Origin of the sequence: Maribacter sp. PR1 (assembly GCF_028464145.1) — a bacterium.
In the GTDB taxonomy this organism is placed as follows: Bacteria; Bacteroidota; Bacteroidia; order Flavobacteriales; family Flavobacteriaceae; genus Maribacter.
The window spans coordinates 1-15,433 of sequence record NZ_JAQPCG010000016.1 but is presented as its reverse complement, the minus strand read 5'-3'; the positions used below and the strand labels follow the sequence as shown (position 1 = coordinate 15,433).

The following is a 15,433-nucleotide window of genomic DNA, read 5'->3' as shown; positions in this document are numbered from 1 at the left end:
CTTTGCTACCAAAAGGAACAGCCCTAAAATGGCATAACCTACGATATTATCCCCTCGGGTGGACCCTACCTGCCTCTTGGCAGGTTTAGGGCTATCCATTTCCTTATATGAACAACCTTTTCAAGGCACATAACTTGCAAGGATTATGGATAAAATCATTTTTCCCAAATTAAAAGGTATTAGTACATTTGGTAAATTTTGAAAACACTTAAAGTGTATCAATTTTTTTCCTACTTAAAATTCCTAGTATTATCCACCAATCAACATGGTGTACATTCACCCTTTGTTTATAGTTTAATTACCAAGGGACTTTACCAAAAGAGAAATAAAAATCATAACAAATCGGAACATGTTCTTACTACGGCTATATCATATTTTAAATACAAAAGAATTGGATTTGTCCATACAGACGATTATATTAAAGAAAAGATAGTTGCTCTTTTTGAAGATTTGGAGTTTAACAGTTTACCCTTCGATCTAATTTATGTAGAAAAAAACGATAAGCTTTTTAACTCCATTTCCCCGGAAAGTTATCATAACAATACCATGATACTTTTAAATGGCATGCACGAGACAAAAACGCGAACCGAAAATTGGGAGAGAATAAAAAAACTTCCAGAAGTTACGGTTACAATAGACCTGTTTTATTGTAGTTTGGTTTTCTTTCGGAAAGAACAGGCCAAGGAGCACTTTAAAATAAGAATATAAATGTAAAATCTGGACCATGGATAATACGGTTTACATTGTTTTAGGAGTTGTTTTTGCCATCTATTTGGTAATAACCATAACCAATAAAAGAAAATCCAGGGAGCGTAAATCCCGGAAATTTATGGGAGATTATAAAAGCAGGAAAAAAGGGGATTAAAATCTCGTATGTTAGCGTTTGGGTATAGTTTTTGGAGTTCTGGTCGGTATCCTATTAAAAAGTAAATAAATAAACTCCAAGGTACATCCTTGTTTTTAGGGTAACAACCCACCATTATTGAACAATAAAAATATGAAAATCTATACCAAAACTGGAGACAAAGGAACAACATCGCTTTTTGGAGGCACTAGAGTTCCTAAACATCATATTCGAATAGATAGCTATGGTTCAGTCGATGAATTAAACTCTTGGATAGGACTCATCGCCGATCAAGTAATATCGAAAAACATAAAGAAGGAACTTCATGCCATTCAAAAAAAATTGTTTATAGTAGGTGCTATTTTGGCTACCGACCCTAAAAAGGCAATTTTAAAAAATGGACAGGAGCGCTTAAATATTCAAAAAATAAGTGGTCTTGATGTTGAATTTTTGGAGCAGGCTATGGATAAGATGGATGAGAGCTTACCGGAAATGACCCATTTTATATTACCGGGTGGGCACACAACGGTGTCATACTGTCATATAGCGAGAACTGTTTGTAGAAGGGCGGAAAGAAAAACAACTATTTTATATGAGAATGAACCATTTGAAGAAACCGTTTTGACTTATTTAAATCGGCTATCGGACTATCTATTCGTGCTGGCGCGGAAATTAACAATGGAGTTGAAAGTAGAGGAAATAAAGTGGATTCCCGAAAAAAGGGACTAATAAATTCACAATTTATGCGTTATCAATTTATCAATGCAAAAAATATGTTGATAACTCGGTCGAAATAATCGCAAATTATCTTGGCCGTTTCCAATTAAAAATTATTTTTGCAAAAATTTTAAAATCAAACTATTACCATGTATTGGACACTAGAATTAGCATCTTATTTAAGTGATGCGCCTTGGCCGGCAAGTAAAGATGAGTTAATTGATTACTCTATTAGAACCGGTGCTCCTTTGGAGGTTGTGGAGAATTTACAATCCATGGAGGAAGAAGGTGGCGAAATCTACGAATCTATAGAAGAGATTTGGCCCGATTATCCAACAGAAGAAGATTATCTCTGGAACGAGGACGAATATTAATATTCGATATCACAATAACTACTTAAAAGTCTCCTTGGAGGCTTTTTTTTTATGTAATTTTGGCAGTCTAAGAAGAAAATCAGGACATAAATACATACTGGAACAGCTTTTGTTCAAGTGAAATGCCAGATACGATTACTGACAATAATTATCATATTGAAAACGATAGGAAAACCATTGGTTTGTTGTTTTCAATACAAATTACAAATACGTACATATGAGTATTATCAATTCTATACTAAAGGCTTTTGTTGGGGACAAGTCCAAAAAAGACGTAAAGGAGTTGCAGCCTTTGGTAGATCAAATAAAATCCTTTGAAAATGAGTTTGAACAGCTAAGTCATGACGAACTTAGGAACAAAACCGAGAGTTTTAAGCAAACCATAAAGGATTCTTACCAAGAAATCACCGACAAGATAACCGAACTGGAAAAAGAAGTACTCGAATCTTCGGACATCGACAAAAACGAGGATATTTATACCGAAATAGATAAACTTAAGGAGGAAGCTTACACCATTTCGGAAGAAACGTTAAACACTATTTTACCGGAAGCTTTTGCTGTTGTTAAGGAAACTGCAAAACGTTTTGCGGCAAACGAAACCCTTACGGTAACGGCAACGGAATACGACCGAAAAATTTCAGGAGATAAGGATTACGTTACACTTGATGGCGATCATGCCGTTTGGCAAAACTCATGGGATGCCGCGGGTAAAGAAGTTACCTGGGATATGGTCCATTATGATGTCCAGCTCATCGGTGGTATTGCCTTGCATCAAGGTAAAATTGCTGAAATGCAGACCGGTGAAGGTAAAACTTTAGTAGCCACTTTACCCTTATACCTAAATGCCCTAACTGGAAATGGTGCTCACCTGGTAACTGTTAATGATTACTTGGCCAAAAGGGATAGTGCATGGATGGCCCCTATTTTCGAATTTCATGGACTTTCCGTAGACTGTATTGATCATCATAGACCAAATTCTGATGGTAGACGGGCAGCCTATAACGCGGATATCACGTACGGAACCAATAACGAATTCGGTTTTGATTACTTGAGGGATAATATGGCCCATACACCAAAAGACTTGGTACAGCGTCCACATAACTATGCTATAGTGGATGAGGTAGATTCGGTTTTGGTCGATGATGCTCGAACGCCGTTGATAATTTCCGGACCTGTTCCCGAAGGCGATAGACATGAATTCAATGAGCTAAAACCAAAAGTTGGTGAAATTGTTCAAAAACAGAGACAACACCTGACCGGAGTATTAGCCGAGGCAAAAAAATTAATAGCCGAAGGTGACACCAAAGAAGGAGGTTTCCTATTGTTAAGGGTTTACAGAGGTTTACCTAAGAATAAGGCTTTAATCAAATTCTTGAGTGAAGAAGGCGTAAAGCAGTTGCTTCAGAAAACGGAAAATTTCTACATGCAGGATAACAATCGTGAAATGCCAAAGGTCGATGAGGACCTGCTTTTTGTGATTGACGAAAAAAACAACCAAATTGAATTAACGGACAAAGGAGTCAATTATATCTCAGGTGAGCAGGATAAAGACTTCTTTGTGATGCCGGATATTGGCGGTGAGATTGCTAAAATTGAGCAACAAAACCTCGAAATTGAAGAAGAAGCTGAATTGAAAGAAGAGCTCTTCAAGGATTTTACGGTAAAGAGTGAGCGTATTCACACAATGAGTCAGTTGCTTAAGGCATATACTTTATTCGAGAAAGATGTAGAATATGTGGTTATCGATAACAAAGTGATGATCGTAGACGAGCAAACTGGTCGTATCATGGACGGTCGCCGTTATTCAGATGGCCTACACCAAGCTATTGAGGCAAAGGAAAATGTAAAAATTGAAGCCCTTACTCAAACTTTTGCTACTGTAACCCTACAGAATTACTTTAGAATGTACGGTAAATTGGCAGGTATGACGGGTACTGCGATTACTGAAGCAGGTGAATTTTGGGAAATCTACAAGTTGGATGTCATGGAGATACCAACCAACAGACCTATCGCCCGAGATGATAGAAATGATTTAATCTACAAAACAAAACGCGAGAAGTACAATGCCATAATAGATGAAGTGACAAAATTAAGTCAGGCAGGAAGACCTGTTTTAATCGGTACTACTTCCGTAGAAATCTCCGAATTACTTTCAAAATTACTTAGCGTACGTAAAGTTCCACATAATGTTCTTAATGCCAAATTGCACAAGAAAGAAGCGGACGTCGTTGCCGAAGCAGGTAACCCAGGGGTGGTAACCATTGCAACCAACATGGCAGGTCGTGGAACGGATATCAAACTTACGGGAGCAGTAAAAGAAGCGGGAGGTTTGGCGATAATCGGTACGGAAAGACATGATTCCAGACGTGTGGATAGGCAGTTACGAGGACGTTCCGGTCGTCAAGGTGACCCAGGAAGCTCACAGTTCTATGTATCTTTGGAAGATAATTTAATGCGTCTTTTTGGTTCGGATAGAGTTGCAAAAATGATGGATAAAATGGGCTTGGAAGACGGAGAGGTCATTCAGCACAGTATGATGACCAAATCCATTGAAAGAGCTCAGAAAAAAGTTGAGGAAAACAATTTTGGTGTTCGTAAACGCCTGTTGGAATATGACGACGTAATGAATGCTCAACGTGAAGTGGTCTATAAAAGAAGACGACATGCCCTACAGGGAGAGCGACTTAAGGTTGACATTGCCAACATGGTTTATGATACCTGTGAAGTTATTGTTGAGGGCAATAAGGCTGCCAATGATTATAAAAACTTTGAATTTGAGTTGATTAAATATTTTTCAATGACTTCACCGGTCAGTGAAGAGGAATTTGGCAAACTCAGTGCACAGGAAATAACTGGGAAGGTGTACAAAGCAGGTTACGACCATTATAAGGAAAAAATGGAACGTAATGCCTCGGCGGCACTACCGGTTATTAAACAGGTTTATGAAGACAATGCGAATAATTTTGAGCGTATTGTGGTGCCATTTACAGATGGTGTAAAAACCCTCAACGTAGTTACGAACCTACAGGAAGCTTATGAAAGTGAGGGTAAACAATTAGTAACGGATTTTGAGAAAAATATATCCTTGGCCATTATTGATGATTCTTGGAAAACACATCTTCGAAAAATGGATGAGTTAAAACAGTCTGTCCAATTGGCCGTACATGAACAAAAGGATCCTTTGCTCATCTACAAATTTGAAGCATTTGAGCTATTCAAGGAAATGATTGAAAAAGTAAACAAGGAAATAGTTTCTTTCTTATTCAAAGGAGAGCTTCCATCTGGTAATCCAAATGACATTAGGGAAGCGAGGAGCGTTACCCAACGTAAGGAAAAGATTAAAACCTCCAAAGAAGAAATTCCTAATAGTGATGAACTTGCTGCACAAAACAGGGCAGCGGGGCAAACACAAAGACAAAGGCCTGCAGTTACAGAAACTATTATAAGGGAACAACCCAAAATTGGGAGAAACGAGAAAGTAACCATCAAAAATGTTATGTCCGGGGAAAGCAAAACTGTAAAATTTAAACAGGCAGAACCTTTAATATCTAAAGGTGAATGGGTTCTGGTACAGGACTAAACATTTTAGACAAATTTAAAAAGGGCGCTCAAATGAGCGCCTTTTTTTATAATCCTTATGTATAGGCCAAGGGGTAAATATTAAAAACATAATTTTCAGCCCTTTATAATTTTTAAATATCTTTAAAAGGATACTTTAAAATATTAGCATGAAAAAATCCAGAAGAGAATTTATATTTTCCATCAGTATGTTAGCTGCCAGCAGTACAATTCCTTTGAACGCTTTTGCGTTTAACGAATCGAAAAAACTCAAAGTTGCCCTTGTAGGCACAGGGATAAGGGGGATTACCTTTTGGGGAAAACGATTGGTCGATGAATACTCGGATATCCTGAAATTTGTTGGTTTAAGTGATATCAACTCAAGCAGATTAGAGTATGGTAAAACCTACATTGGAACAAAATGTCCCACATTTAGTTCTTTTGAGGAAATGGTTAAAAAAACGAAACCAGACTTGATTATTGTAACAACGAAGGATTCAACGCACCATGAATTTATTATAAAAGGACTTCAAATGGGTTGCGATGTACTAACGGAGAAACCATTAACTATCGACGAAATCAAATGTCAACAAATACTGGATGCCGAAAGTGCATCCAATAAAAATTTAATCGTAGGTTTTAATTACAGATGGAGCCCATACGCCACTAAAATCAAGGAATTATTGGCCAAAAATACGATTGGGGACTTGGTTTCGGTGGATTTTAATTGGTATCTAAATACCTATCATGGGGCATCCTATTTTAGAAGATGGCATGGCGAAATGGAAAGCAGTGGCTCGCTATGGGTACATAAAGCAACACATCATTTTGATTTGCTCAATTGGTGGATCGACTCTGAGCCTAATGAGGTTTTTGCATATGGGGATTTGGAATTTTACGGAAAAAATGGAGCCTTCCGCGGTCCTAACTGCAGAACCTGTTCCCATAAGTCCACTTGTGAATTTTATTGGGACATCAATAAAGATAACTTTCTAAAAAAACTATATGTAGATCACGAGCATGAAGATGGGTATATTAGGGATAATTGCCTTTTTCGTGAGGACATAAATATTTACGATAAAATGTCCGCTCAGGTTAAATATACCGACAATACAGTGCTCAACTACTCGCTTACCACCTATTCCCCTTTTGAGGGTTGGCGTGTGGCTTTCAACGGTACCAAAGGTAGAATAGAAGCTTGGTTGGACATACCTTATTATGAAAATGCAACCATGGATGAAGCGGAAAAACATACCAGTGAAATGTCACAGAACGGTAAGGAAGAGGTAACCGTTAAACCTATAGTGGTTCACAAACTTTGGAAGCAATTTGAAACCATTAATGTAGATATGGAAAAAAGCGGTCATGGAGGTGGAGACAAACGCCTCCATGACAAAATATTCATTAATCCAGAAATTCCTGATCCTTATGGAAGAACAGCAGGGGTTCGGGATGGTGCCATGTCCATACTAATTGGAATTGCAGCAAGGAAAAGTATTGAATCCGGAAAGCCAATTAAAGTATCCAATCTTACAGATTTAATCCCAAAAGCTAAAAGAGCTTAAAACCTGGCTTAGTTTGCCCTGAGTAAAATAAAAAATCTTAGTATTATGTTAAAAACATAAGTAGATTTACACTGAAGACCATGATTACTAAATATCTAAATTGATATTATGCCAGATTTTCAAATAGAGCAAGAATACGTTAAGGAAAAAATAAGGTTGGTTCAAAAAGTAAATTATGTGACCAGTTCCTTGGCCATAGCATTTGGACTTATTTGTGTGTTTTTACTCAACATTAAGGAAATTATCCCGCATGTATTGTTTTCTTATGGTATTCTTAATCTTATCAATATATTCTTCTATGAGAACCACAAAAATATAAGTATCACTTACAATCTCTCCTCCATTTTGGCATTGATAAGTGCTCTCACTATTACTTTATACAGTGGCGGAATTAACAGCACCTTTATTTTTATGTTGGCACTTGTAGTATTTGCAGGGTATATCAATACACAAAGGCATGGCCGTTCCTATTTGTACTTCACATTTGTCCTTATTTTATTCGTTTTCTCCCAAAGTTTCCCCGATTTAAGTTTTACGGAGAATCTTGTACCTACTGAATCAAGGAATATCTTTAGTCTTTTATCCGTATCCTTTTCGCTTTATTTATTAGGCAGCATCTTTGGCAAAGACCTATTAAAGTCTCATAATGCCCTGTATAAATCCAAAAAAGAATTGACTGTACAAATGCACGAAAAAGAAATGCTTCTAAAAGAGGTTCATCACCGTGTAAAAAACAACCTTCAAACGGTATCTAGTTTATTAAGTCTTCAAACAAGAAATGTTGAGGAAACCAAATTGAAAGATTTATTAAAAAGCACGCAAAATAGAGTGATTTCAATGGCTATGGTGCATGAAATGTTATATATGCGAAAGGATATTAGCCAAATTGAATATCGTTCCTACGTCCAAGAGCTTAGCGAATACTTAATACGTTCCATTAAAGGTTTTGACAGTAAGGTAAATCTGAAAATCGATATTCCAGAAATTAAATTAGGTATAGACACTGCCATTCCACTGGGTCTCTTAATCAATGAAGCTGTAACGAATGCCCTAAAATATGGTTTCGAGGATGATCAGGAAGGTGAAATTTACATCGCCCTTAAAAAAGAAATAGATAAACACTATGTATTGAATATTGGAGATAATGGTGTGGGCTTCCCCGACACTATAAACTATAAAAATTCTAAGTCTTTAGGCCTTAAGCTAATCTATAATCTTACCAGGCAACTTAAAGGCTCAATTCAAAAAGATACAAGTAAAAAAGGGACAAACTATATTATAAAGTTTCAGGAAATTAAACAACAATTATCACCGGTTGCCTAATACGACAGTTGTTATTTTACGGTCTTCACAATTCCACTCTCAAAGTCTTTCTCATTGCTCTTTCTTATCCTGATATTTCATATATTTAGGAAGCTAATTAAAGAACCATTCCATATTCACCAAGCTTTCCAATCATGAAAAAAACATTCAGTCTATTTACTTTTTTGATTCTTTTCATTAATCTTTCCTTCGCTCAATCTTTACAAGGTGATGGTCCCTATACACAACTCATTATTCGAGGGGTTATGTTGATCAATGGTAATGGAGCTCCTCCTCAAGGACCAATAGATATTGTAGTTGAAAATAACATTATTAAAGAGATAAAGGTTGTTGGTTATCCAGGGGTTAAAATTGATGCGTCTAAAAGACCCCAATTGCAAGCTGGCGGAAAGGAACTAGACTGTACCGGAATGTATCTAATGCCGGGACTCATAGATATGCATGGACATATCGGGGGAAAGGCTCAAGGAGCGGAACCAAATTACGTTTTTAAGTTGTGGATGGCCCATGGTATAACTACAGTAAGGGAACCTAGCGGAAGAGGGGTAGATTTTACAATGGACCTGAAAAGAAAGAGTGCAAAAAATGAAATTATTGCACCACGTATTATGGCATACACAGGATTTGGCCAGACGAGTAAGTCCTTTAATCCACTTAATGATATACCTATCTCCACCCCGGAACAGGCAAGGGAATGGGTAAGGGCCAATGCAAAAAAAGGTGCGGACGGAATCAAATTTTTTGGTGCGGAACCAGAAATCATGGCTGCAGCTTTGGATGAAAACAAAAAGCTGGGACTGGGTTCAGCTTGCCATCATGCACAGTTAAGCGTCGCTAGATGGAATGCTTTACACTCTGCACGAGCGGGTCTAACCTCCATGGAGCACTGGTATGGCCTACCAGAAGCCCTATTTGATGATAGAACGGTGCAGGATTATCCGTTGGACTACAATTATCAAAATGAGCAACATCGTTTTGAGAATGCAGGAAATCTTTGGTCTCAGGCTGCAAAACCTTACTCCGAGCACTGGAACAATGTGATGGACGAGTTATTGGAATTAGATTTTACCCTGGACCCCACCTTTAATATTTATGAAGCAAGCAGGGATTTGCAAAGAGCTCGGAGAGCCGAATGGCACGAAGATTATACATTACCAACACTTTGGGAGTTTTATCAACCTAGTAAAGTATCCCATGGTTCCTATTGGCATGATTGGGGAACTGAACAAGAAGTGGCTTGGAAAAAGAATTACAAGTTATGGATGACGTTCGTCAATGAATATAAAAATAGGGGCGGCCGTGTAACTACCGGCTCGGATTCTGGGTTTATCTTCCAGCTCTATGGATTTGCATATATCAGGGAATTGGAACTATTGAGGGAGGCAGGGTTCCATCCTTTGGAAATAATTCGCTCGGCAACCTTAAATGGTGCCGAAGCTTTAGGGATGGATGATAAAATAGGTTCCGTTGCCATAGGTAAATTAGCGGATTTTGCCATAGTAGATGAAAATCCGCTTAAAAATTTGAAAGTACTTTATGGCACCGGTGCAATTAAGCTCACGGAAGACAACAAAGTTGTTCGGGTTGGTGGCGTTAAGTATACCATCAAGGATGGAATAATCTATGATTCCAAGGCCTTATTGGCCGACGTAAAACGTCAGGTAGACGAGGCTAAAGCCAAAGACGGTTACCAAATAAAACAGCCTGGAATAAAAGAATAAGATTAAACTTAAGTGATTTCTTACTTTATCCTTTTTTTGTCCTCGACAGGAATTTTAATGGGTCTTAAGTTTCCTTTGGATTTTGGAAAAATTACTAAATAAGAGCTTACTAATAATACTGCAATTAAAGTGATAGATAATAACATAGCATTGTAGTTTAAATGAAGTACTTAATTGTACTTGTGTTTTAAGTAGGTCAATCTTTATGCCAACTTTGGCTTATCTTTCTTGGTTGTAAAAAACAAGGCTTTTTTTACCCTCGTATTTTTATACCTGTATAATCTAGCTATTGATTTTTGATTGGAAACATTTGCCTGTTTAGAACTACTTGTTTCGGTATTTTCTAAAATTAAAACAGCCTCAGCCTGAAAGGTATCTACCTTTTGATTATTATTTGATTGCTGTGCCATGGAAATTCCACCGAAAAAAAGAACAAGGGCAAAAGTTAAAATAGCTTTCATAACATTGATTTGGGTTATATAAAGCTAACTCGAGAAGACAATTGAAAGCAACGTATGTCGCTGAAATACAATGTTTTTCGGTGAATATATTTATCTTGGATAAAGTGTATGAAAAGACCGATAAGTGTTATCTACCCCAAATTAAACTTACCGAAGAAATTGGCAGTTAATCTACGTTTTAGACACATTTAAAGTATTGACACTGTTGTTTTTGAAATAAATTTCAATTCTTTAGCGAGGTATTCTAAATGAAAATTAATTATTCTCCTTTCTTAAAACTTGAAGTGGAGGGCTTTTGAGCACGGATATGTTGTTGGACAAACCTATGAACAAAACCAATAGGGTAATTCCTGGTAATACGACCAAAAATGGTATCCAAGAGGGTACAAAGGGAGTTTCAAAAATAAAATAGGCCAATAATTGACTTCCCAGCAAAGAAAGTAATACCCCAATACCACTACCCAAAGCTCCTAGATAAAGATATTCCAAGGCCGTAATTTTTAGGATTTGACTACTTTTTGCACCTATGGTCCTTAGTAATACACTTTCACGAATACGTTGGTATTTACTATTTCTAACAGAGCCTATCAATACTATTATTCCGGTTAAAATGCTGAAGAAGGCCATAAAACTTACCACCCAAGATATTTTATCCAGAATGCTTTCAACTAGAGCCAGCACCTGTCTCAAATCTAAAATTGAAACATTGGGAAATTTTTTGACCAACTCTCGTTGTAGGTTCGCCGACGATGATTTATCAGGAGCATTCGTGGTGAGTACATGAAACTGAGGGGCGTTCTCTAAAACCCCCGTTGGGAAAACAACGGAGAAATTGAGTTGCATTCTTCCCCAATCCACTTCACGTATGCTGCCTACAACAGTCTCCATTAACATACCCTGTACGTTGAATAACAAAGTATCCCCAACTACTACTTGGGCATCCCTAGCTACATTGTCCGACAAAGAAATTGGTACCGGACCATCCTGCGGAACTTCGCTATCAAACTTACCTGAAACCAATTTCTCCGAAGCGATGAGAGAGTCTCTATAAGTGACTCTAAATTCATGGTTAAGAATCCATTTATTGATACGGGTGGTTGTATCCAAACGAATCGCATTAACACTTCGGTCCTTAATGCGTTCCATTCGCATCGTAATAATGGGTATATTATCTAAAATGGGTAGGCCTTTGGGCTCAATAGTATTTATAATATCTTGTTTCTGTCCGGACTGGACATCGAACATAATGATATTTGGACTTTTTTCACTGGATTCAACCACAGCCTTGTCCAATAAAAAGTCCTTTGTAAAGTAAAGGGTACTGATTAAAAAGGTGCCAATTCCGATAGCTAAAATCAAAACAGCAGTTTGGTTGTTCGGCCTAAATAGGTTTAACAAGCTCTGTCTGGAAGTAAAACTCCAAGATTTTGGAAAATATCTTTTGACCAAACGCATAAATAGTATCGAAACTCCAGCTAGTATGGAAAAAGTAACGAAGATTCCCAGAACAAAACTTGCTGCATATTTCAAATTATCCAATAGCCAAAAAGCAAATAGAAAAACGAAAAGTACAATGGACAAAAGAACCCATATCTGAGCTTTTCTTGATTTAGTCCCAAGATTATTCTGTACTCTCAAAACTTGTAAAGGAGAGACAAACCAGGTATTCAGCAAGGGTGAAAGTGCAAAAAGAACGGACATTAAAACACCTAAAATCAGTCCAACCGCAATCGCCGAATAGGAAGTAGATATTTCAACTTCAAAAGGTAGGAATTCCTGTAAAATCAATGGAAAAGTCTGCTGTAACAATAGCCCAATTACAGTACCTATGAATCCACCAAGCAGCCCCATTCCCGCAATCTGTATTAAATAAATCAAGAACGTTTGTTTACGGGTTGCCCCTAAACACTTAAGTACGGCAACTGATTTGAGTTTTTCCTTAATGTAAATATGAACGGAACTGGCAATTCCTACACAACCTAAAAGCAAGGCAATAAAGGCCACTAAATTTAAAAATCGCCCCACATTGTTATAACGTCTTCCCAATCGATCACTGGTGGAAGTGTGTGTATCCAAATCGGCATTTTGCTCGTCCAATATAGGATCTATTTCCTTATCCAATTTTTCCAAATCCGCATTAGGGGATTTAAAATAGTAAGCATATTCCAGTCGGCTACCCTTTTGTAAAAGGCCACTGGGTTCCATGAATTCAAAAGGAACTAAGATGGGCGGAGCCACAGAGGTACCTATTCCCGTGCTACCTGGAGCCGTAATCAAAGATCCAACAATGGGAAATGTAATATTTCCCAATTTTACACTATCACCTACTTGCAAATTGAATTGTAACATGGCCGTTGCATCGACCAAGGCCCCACCTTGCTTTTGATAGGTGGTCGCGGCCGCTACGGGTTCCGTCTCTAATTCGCCATAAAAGGGAAAATCCCCATCCACTCCCCTAACCTGTACAAGCTTGGTCTCACCGTTTTTTACGAAAGCCGCCATAGAAGCAAACTTAACTTCCTTTGCTCCCGCCCCACCCAGGGAATCCATTATCTGGGTTACTCTTTCATTTGCTGGTTCGTTGCTATCGATCAAAAAATCGGCTCCCATTAAGGCCTTGGATTGTCCGCCGATATTCTCCTTTAAGTTTTGACTAAAGGATTGTATGGAAACCACTGCGGCAATTCCCAAAATAATACTACCCATAAACAATAATAGTCGATTGCCACTGGCCTTGCCATCGCGCCAAGCCATTTTAAACAACCATGAAAATGGAGTTTTAGATGATGTACTCAAATTGTTCAAGCTATGATTTTGGTTTCGTTGGATATAATTTTGCCTCCTTTTAATCGTAGTATCCTTTGCGTTAATTGGGCAAGATCTAAATCGTGTGTAACGATGACCAAAGTTGTTCCCATTTCCTTATTTAAATCGAACAAAAGCTGAATGACCTTTTCACCTGTTTCTTCATCCAAATTTCCAGTGGGCTCGTCTGCAAAAAGAATATCGGGTTTGGTAGAAAAAGCTCTGGCCAATGCCACCCTTTGCTGCTCGCCTCCAGATAATTGTGAGGGATAATGGTCATATCTATCGCCTAACCCAACTTTTTCCAACAGTTCCATAGCCTCCAATTGGGCCCTTTTATTACCTTGTAACTCCAAGGGTACGCTAACATTCTCCAATGCTGTCAGTGTAGACAATAGTTGAAAGTCCTGAAAGATAAAACCGACCTTTTGATTTCTCAACAACGCCAATTCATCTTCGTTCAACCGACTCAATTCTACTCCACATAGCTCAATGCTACCTTCGTCCAAAGAATCCAGCCCTGCACATAATCCCAATAAAGTTGTCTTTCCACTTCCGGAAGGCCCCACGATGGAAAATGTTTCTCCAGCTTCAATGTCAAAGGAAACACTATCTAAAACAGTTAAATCCTTTTCGCCGCTCTTATAAGTCTTCCTTAGGTTCTTTACGTTTAATATCTTTGCCATAAATCGTTTGGTACAAGCTAACAAAGTAAACAAATGATTTCTACTTTAAGAAGTAACCACTATGCACAAAGTATTAAAGTTTAGTTATTTTTTGGCCTTTTTCCTGTTATTAGCCTGCGGAGAAACCCCAAAATCGAATAAGGATGTGGAAGAAAGTTCGGAGGTCTCCAGTAAGAACCTTGAGAATAACGAAGACTCTGAAGAAAAAGTAATTCTCTTCTTTGGTAATAGCCTCACGGCTGCCTACGGTTTGGAAACGGAACAGGGCTTCCCTAATTTAATTCAACAACGCATTGATTCCCTTGGATTGGATTATCGGGTAATCAACTCTGGACTAAGTGGGGAAACTACATCTGGTGGTCTTAACAGGCTGGACTGGGTTTTGAATCAAAAGGTAGACGTATTTGTTCTGGAATTAGGTGCCAATGATGGCCTTAGGGGCATACCCTTGGACAAAACAAAGGACAACCTGCAGCAAATCATTGATGCCGTGCGTCAAAAAAATGAGAATACCACTATTATATTGGCTGGTATGCAGATTCCTCCGAACATGGGCATGGATTACACAGCTAAATTTAGGAGTATGTTTCCTGAACTGGCGGATAAAAATGATGTATCGCTAATACCCTTCCTTCTTGAAGGTGTTGCCGGGGAACCCGAACTCAATCTAGAAGATGGGATACACCCGACCGCCGAGGGCCAAAAAATAGTGGCGAATAATGTTTGGAAGGTTTTGGGACCAGAAATACTACCGGTGGAAGTAAATACGGATTAAGCCAATTTTTCACTTTTCTCCTCCATTTTAAAGGATAAGGCCCTTTTAATCCTAGAGTGTTTAAATACAAATATACCTGTTACCGATGGGAGCTTTTCACCTTGATTAGTTTGGTCCATGGGATCAGTTATTGGCATTGAAATGGTATTCAACTTCATTTCGATTTCCGGTTGCTGAGCTTGGGCGAAAGCCCCCATACAGATAACAAGCATTAAAAAAAGAATAGTTTTCATTAGTAGGTCGATTTGGTCTGTATATAACTCATGCATTGTGATTTTAAAATTTGCGATTCGATAAAGGGTATAATTTCATCGATGAAATTCAAATTTTTCGATGAAATACATGGGTAAATAAGTAAATTCCTACAAGAAAATTCTTGTTTCATCGATGTTTTTATGCTTTTCATCGATGTTTTTCTTCAATTCCTACAAAATATTAAATCGGATGTATCTCACATCATCCTTTAGAAGTAATTTTTGGATTGGAGTAGAAGGTAAAATAGTAAGTGGATAGCCCTAAACCTGCCAAGAGGCAGGTAGGGTCCACCCGAGGGGATAATATCGTAGGTTATGCCATTTTAGGGCTGTTCCTTTTGGTAGCAAAA

The 15,433-nt window shown here is 38.0% G+C and carries 13 protein-coding genes; 9 read left to right on the top strand and 4 right to left on the bottom strand.

The window, feature by feature from the left end:
• Positions 1-198: 198 nt before the first annotated feature.
• The 8 genes from PP182_RS20885 to PP182_RS20850 all read left to right on the top strand — a co-directional run bounded on the left by PP182_RS20885 (position 199) and on the right by PP182_RS20850 (position 10,102).
• Complete coding sequence (locus PP182_RS20885) at positions 199-708, top strand: hypothetical protein (protein WP_272653192.1); 510 nt, start codon at positions 199-201, stop codon at positions 706-708.
• Between the two features lie 16 nt (positions 709-724).
• Positions 725-865: a hypothetical protein gene (locus PP182_RS20880; RefSeq protein WP_272653191.1), complete on the top strand. Its 141-nt coding sequence runs from the start codon at positions 725-727 to the stop codon at positions 863-865.
• A 132-nt stretch (positions 866-997) separates the two neighbouring features.
• Entirely contained in the window at positions 998-1,573 is a 576-nt protein-coding gene (locus PP182_RS20875; protein WP_272653190.1) for a cob(I)yrinic acid a,c-diamide adenosyltransferase, read from the top strand.
• 137 nt (positions 1,574-1,710) lie between these two features.
• Positions 1,711-1,935: a DUF2795 domain-containing protein gene (locus PP182_RS20870; RefSeq protein ID WP_027064442.1), complete on the top strand. Its 225-nt coding sequence runs from the start codon at positions 1,711-1,713 to the stop codon at positions 1,933-1,935.
• A gap of 217 nt (positions 1,936-2,152) precedes the next feature.
• Positions 2,153-5,515: a preprotein translocase subunit SecA gene (gene secA, locus PP182_RS20865; RefSeq protein WP_272653189.1), complete on the top strand. Its 3,363-nt coding sequence runs from the start codon at positions 2,153-2,155 to the stop codon at positions 5,513-5,515.
• Between the two features lie 148 nt (positions 5,516-5,663).
• Positions 5,664-7,058: a Gfo/Idh/MocA family oxidoreductase gene (locus tag PP182_RS20860; RefSeq protein ID WP_272653188.1), complete on the top strand. Its 1,395-nt coding sequence runs from the start codon at positions 5,664-5,666 to the stop codon at positions 7,056-7,058.
• Between the two features lie 108 nt (positions 7,059-7,166).
• Positions 7,167-8,381, top strand: coding sequence for a sensor histidine kinase (locus PP182_RS20855; protein ID WP_272653187.1), 1,215 nt, complete (start codon positions 7,167-7,169; stop codon positions 8,379-8,381).
• Positions 8,382-8,515: 134 nt separating this feature from the next.
• Entirely contained in the window at positions 8,516-10,102 is a 1,587-nt protein-coding gene (locus PP182_RS20850) for an amidohydrolase family protein (protein ID WP_272653186.1), read from the top strand.
• Between the two features lie 203 nt (positions 10,103-10,305).
• Here the strand turns inward: PP182_RS20850 and PP182_RS20845 are convergent, their stop codons facing one another.
• From PP182_RS20845 to PP182_RS20835, 3 genes are all read right to left on the bottom strand, one after another.
• Entirely contained in the window at positions 10,306-10,563 is a 258-nt protein-coding gene (locus PP182_RS20845; RefSeq protein ID WP_272653185.1) for a hypothetical protein, read from the bottom strand.
• A 255-nt stretch (positions 10,564-10,818) separates the two neighbouring features.
• The gene (locus PP182_RS20840; RefSeq protein WP_272653193.1) at positions 10,819-13,317 is read right to left on the bottom strand and encodes an ABC transporter permease; all 2,499 of its coding nucleotides are present in this window, start codon (positions 13,315-13,317) and stop codon (positions 10,819-10,821) included.
• A 47-nt stretch (positions 13,318-13,364) separates the two neighbouring features.
• Positions 13,365-14,054: an ABC transporter ATP-binding protein gene (locus PP182_RS20835; protein WP_272653184.1), complete on the bottom strand. Its 690-nt coding sequence runs from the start codon at positions 14,052-14,054 to the stop codon at positions 13,365-13,367.
• Between the two features lie 61 nt (positions 14,055-14,115).
• Between PP182_RS20835 and PP182_RS20830 the strand changes: the two genes are divergently transcribed.
• Positions 14,116-14,829, top strand: a complete 714-nt coding sequence (locus tag PP182_RS20830; RefSeq protein ID WP_272653183.1) for an arylesterase — start codon at positions 14,116-14,118, stop codon at positions 14,827-14,829.
• Here PP182_RS20830 and PP182_RS20825 read toward each other — a convergent pair.
• Complete coding sequence (locus tag PP182_RS20825) at positions 14,826-15,062, bottom strand: hypothetical protein (RefSeq protein ID WP_272653182.1); 237 nt, start codon at positions 15,060-15,062, stop codon at positions 14,826-14,828. The two genes, PP182_RS20830 and PP182_RS20825, sit on opposite strands and share 4 nt — an antisense overlap.
• Between the last annotated feature and the right edge of the window lie 371 nt (positions 15,063-15,433).

Bases quoted from the DNA above. Each gene is read 5' to 3' on its own strand.
- PP182_RS20880 (WP_272653191.1), top strand. From the start codon at position 725: ATGGATAATACGGTTTACATTGTTTTAGGAGTTGTTTTTGCCATCTAT.
- PP182_RS20875 (WP_272653190.1), top strand. From the start codon at position 998: ATGAAAATCTATACCAAAACTGGAGACAAAGGAACAACATCGCTTTTT.
- PP182_RS20870 (WP_027064442.1), top strand. From the start codon at position 1,711: ATGTATTGGACACTAGAATTAGCATCTTATTTAAGTGATGCGCCTTGG.
- secA (WP_272653189.1), top strand. From the start codon at position 2,153: ATGAGTATTATCAATTCTATACTAAAGGCTTTTGTTGGGGACAAGTCC.
- PP182_RS20860 (WP_272653188.1), top strand. From the start codon at position 5,664: ATGAAAAAATCCAGAAGAGAATTTATATTTTCCATCAGTATGTTAGCT.
- PP182_RS20855 (WP_272653187.1), top strand. From the start codon at position 7,167: ATGCCAGATTTTCAAATAGAGCAAGAATACGTTAAGGAAAAAATAAGG.
- PP182_RS20850 (WP_272653186.1), top strand. From the start codon at position 8,516: ATGAAAAAAACATTCAGTCTATTTACTTTTTTGATTCTTTTCATTAAT.
- PP182_RS20845 (WP_272653185.1), bottom strand. From the start codon at position 10,563: ATGAAAGCTATTTTAACTTTTGCCCTTGTTCTTTTTTTCGGTGGAATT.
- PP182_RS20840 (WP_272653193.1), bottom strand. From the start codon at position 13,317: ATGGCTTGGCGCGATGGCAAGGCCAGTGGCAATCGACTATTATTGTTT.
- PP182_RS20835 (WP_272653184.1), bottom strand. From the start codon at position 14,054: ATGGCAAAGATATTAAACGTAAAGAACCTAAGGAAGACTTATAAGAGC.
- PP182_RS20830 (WP_272653183.1), top strand. From the start codon at position 14,116: ATGCACAAAGTATTAAAGTTTAGTTATTTTTTGGCCTTTTTCCTGTTA.
- PP182_RS20825 (WP_272653182.1), bottom strand. From the start codon at position 15,062: ATGAAAACTATTCTTTTTTTAATGCTTGTTATCTGTATGGGGGCTTTC.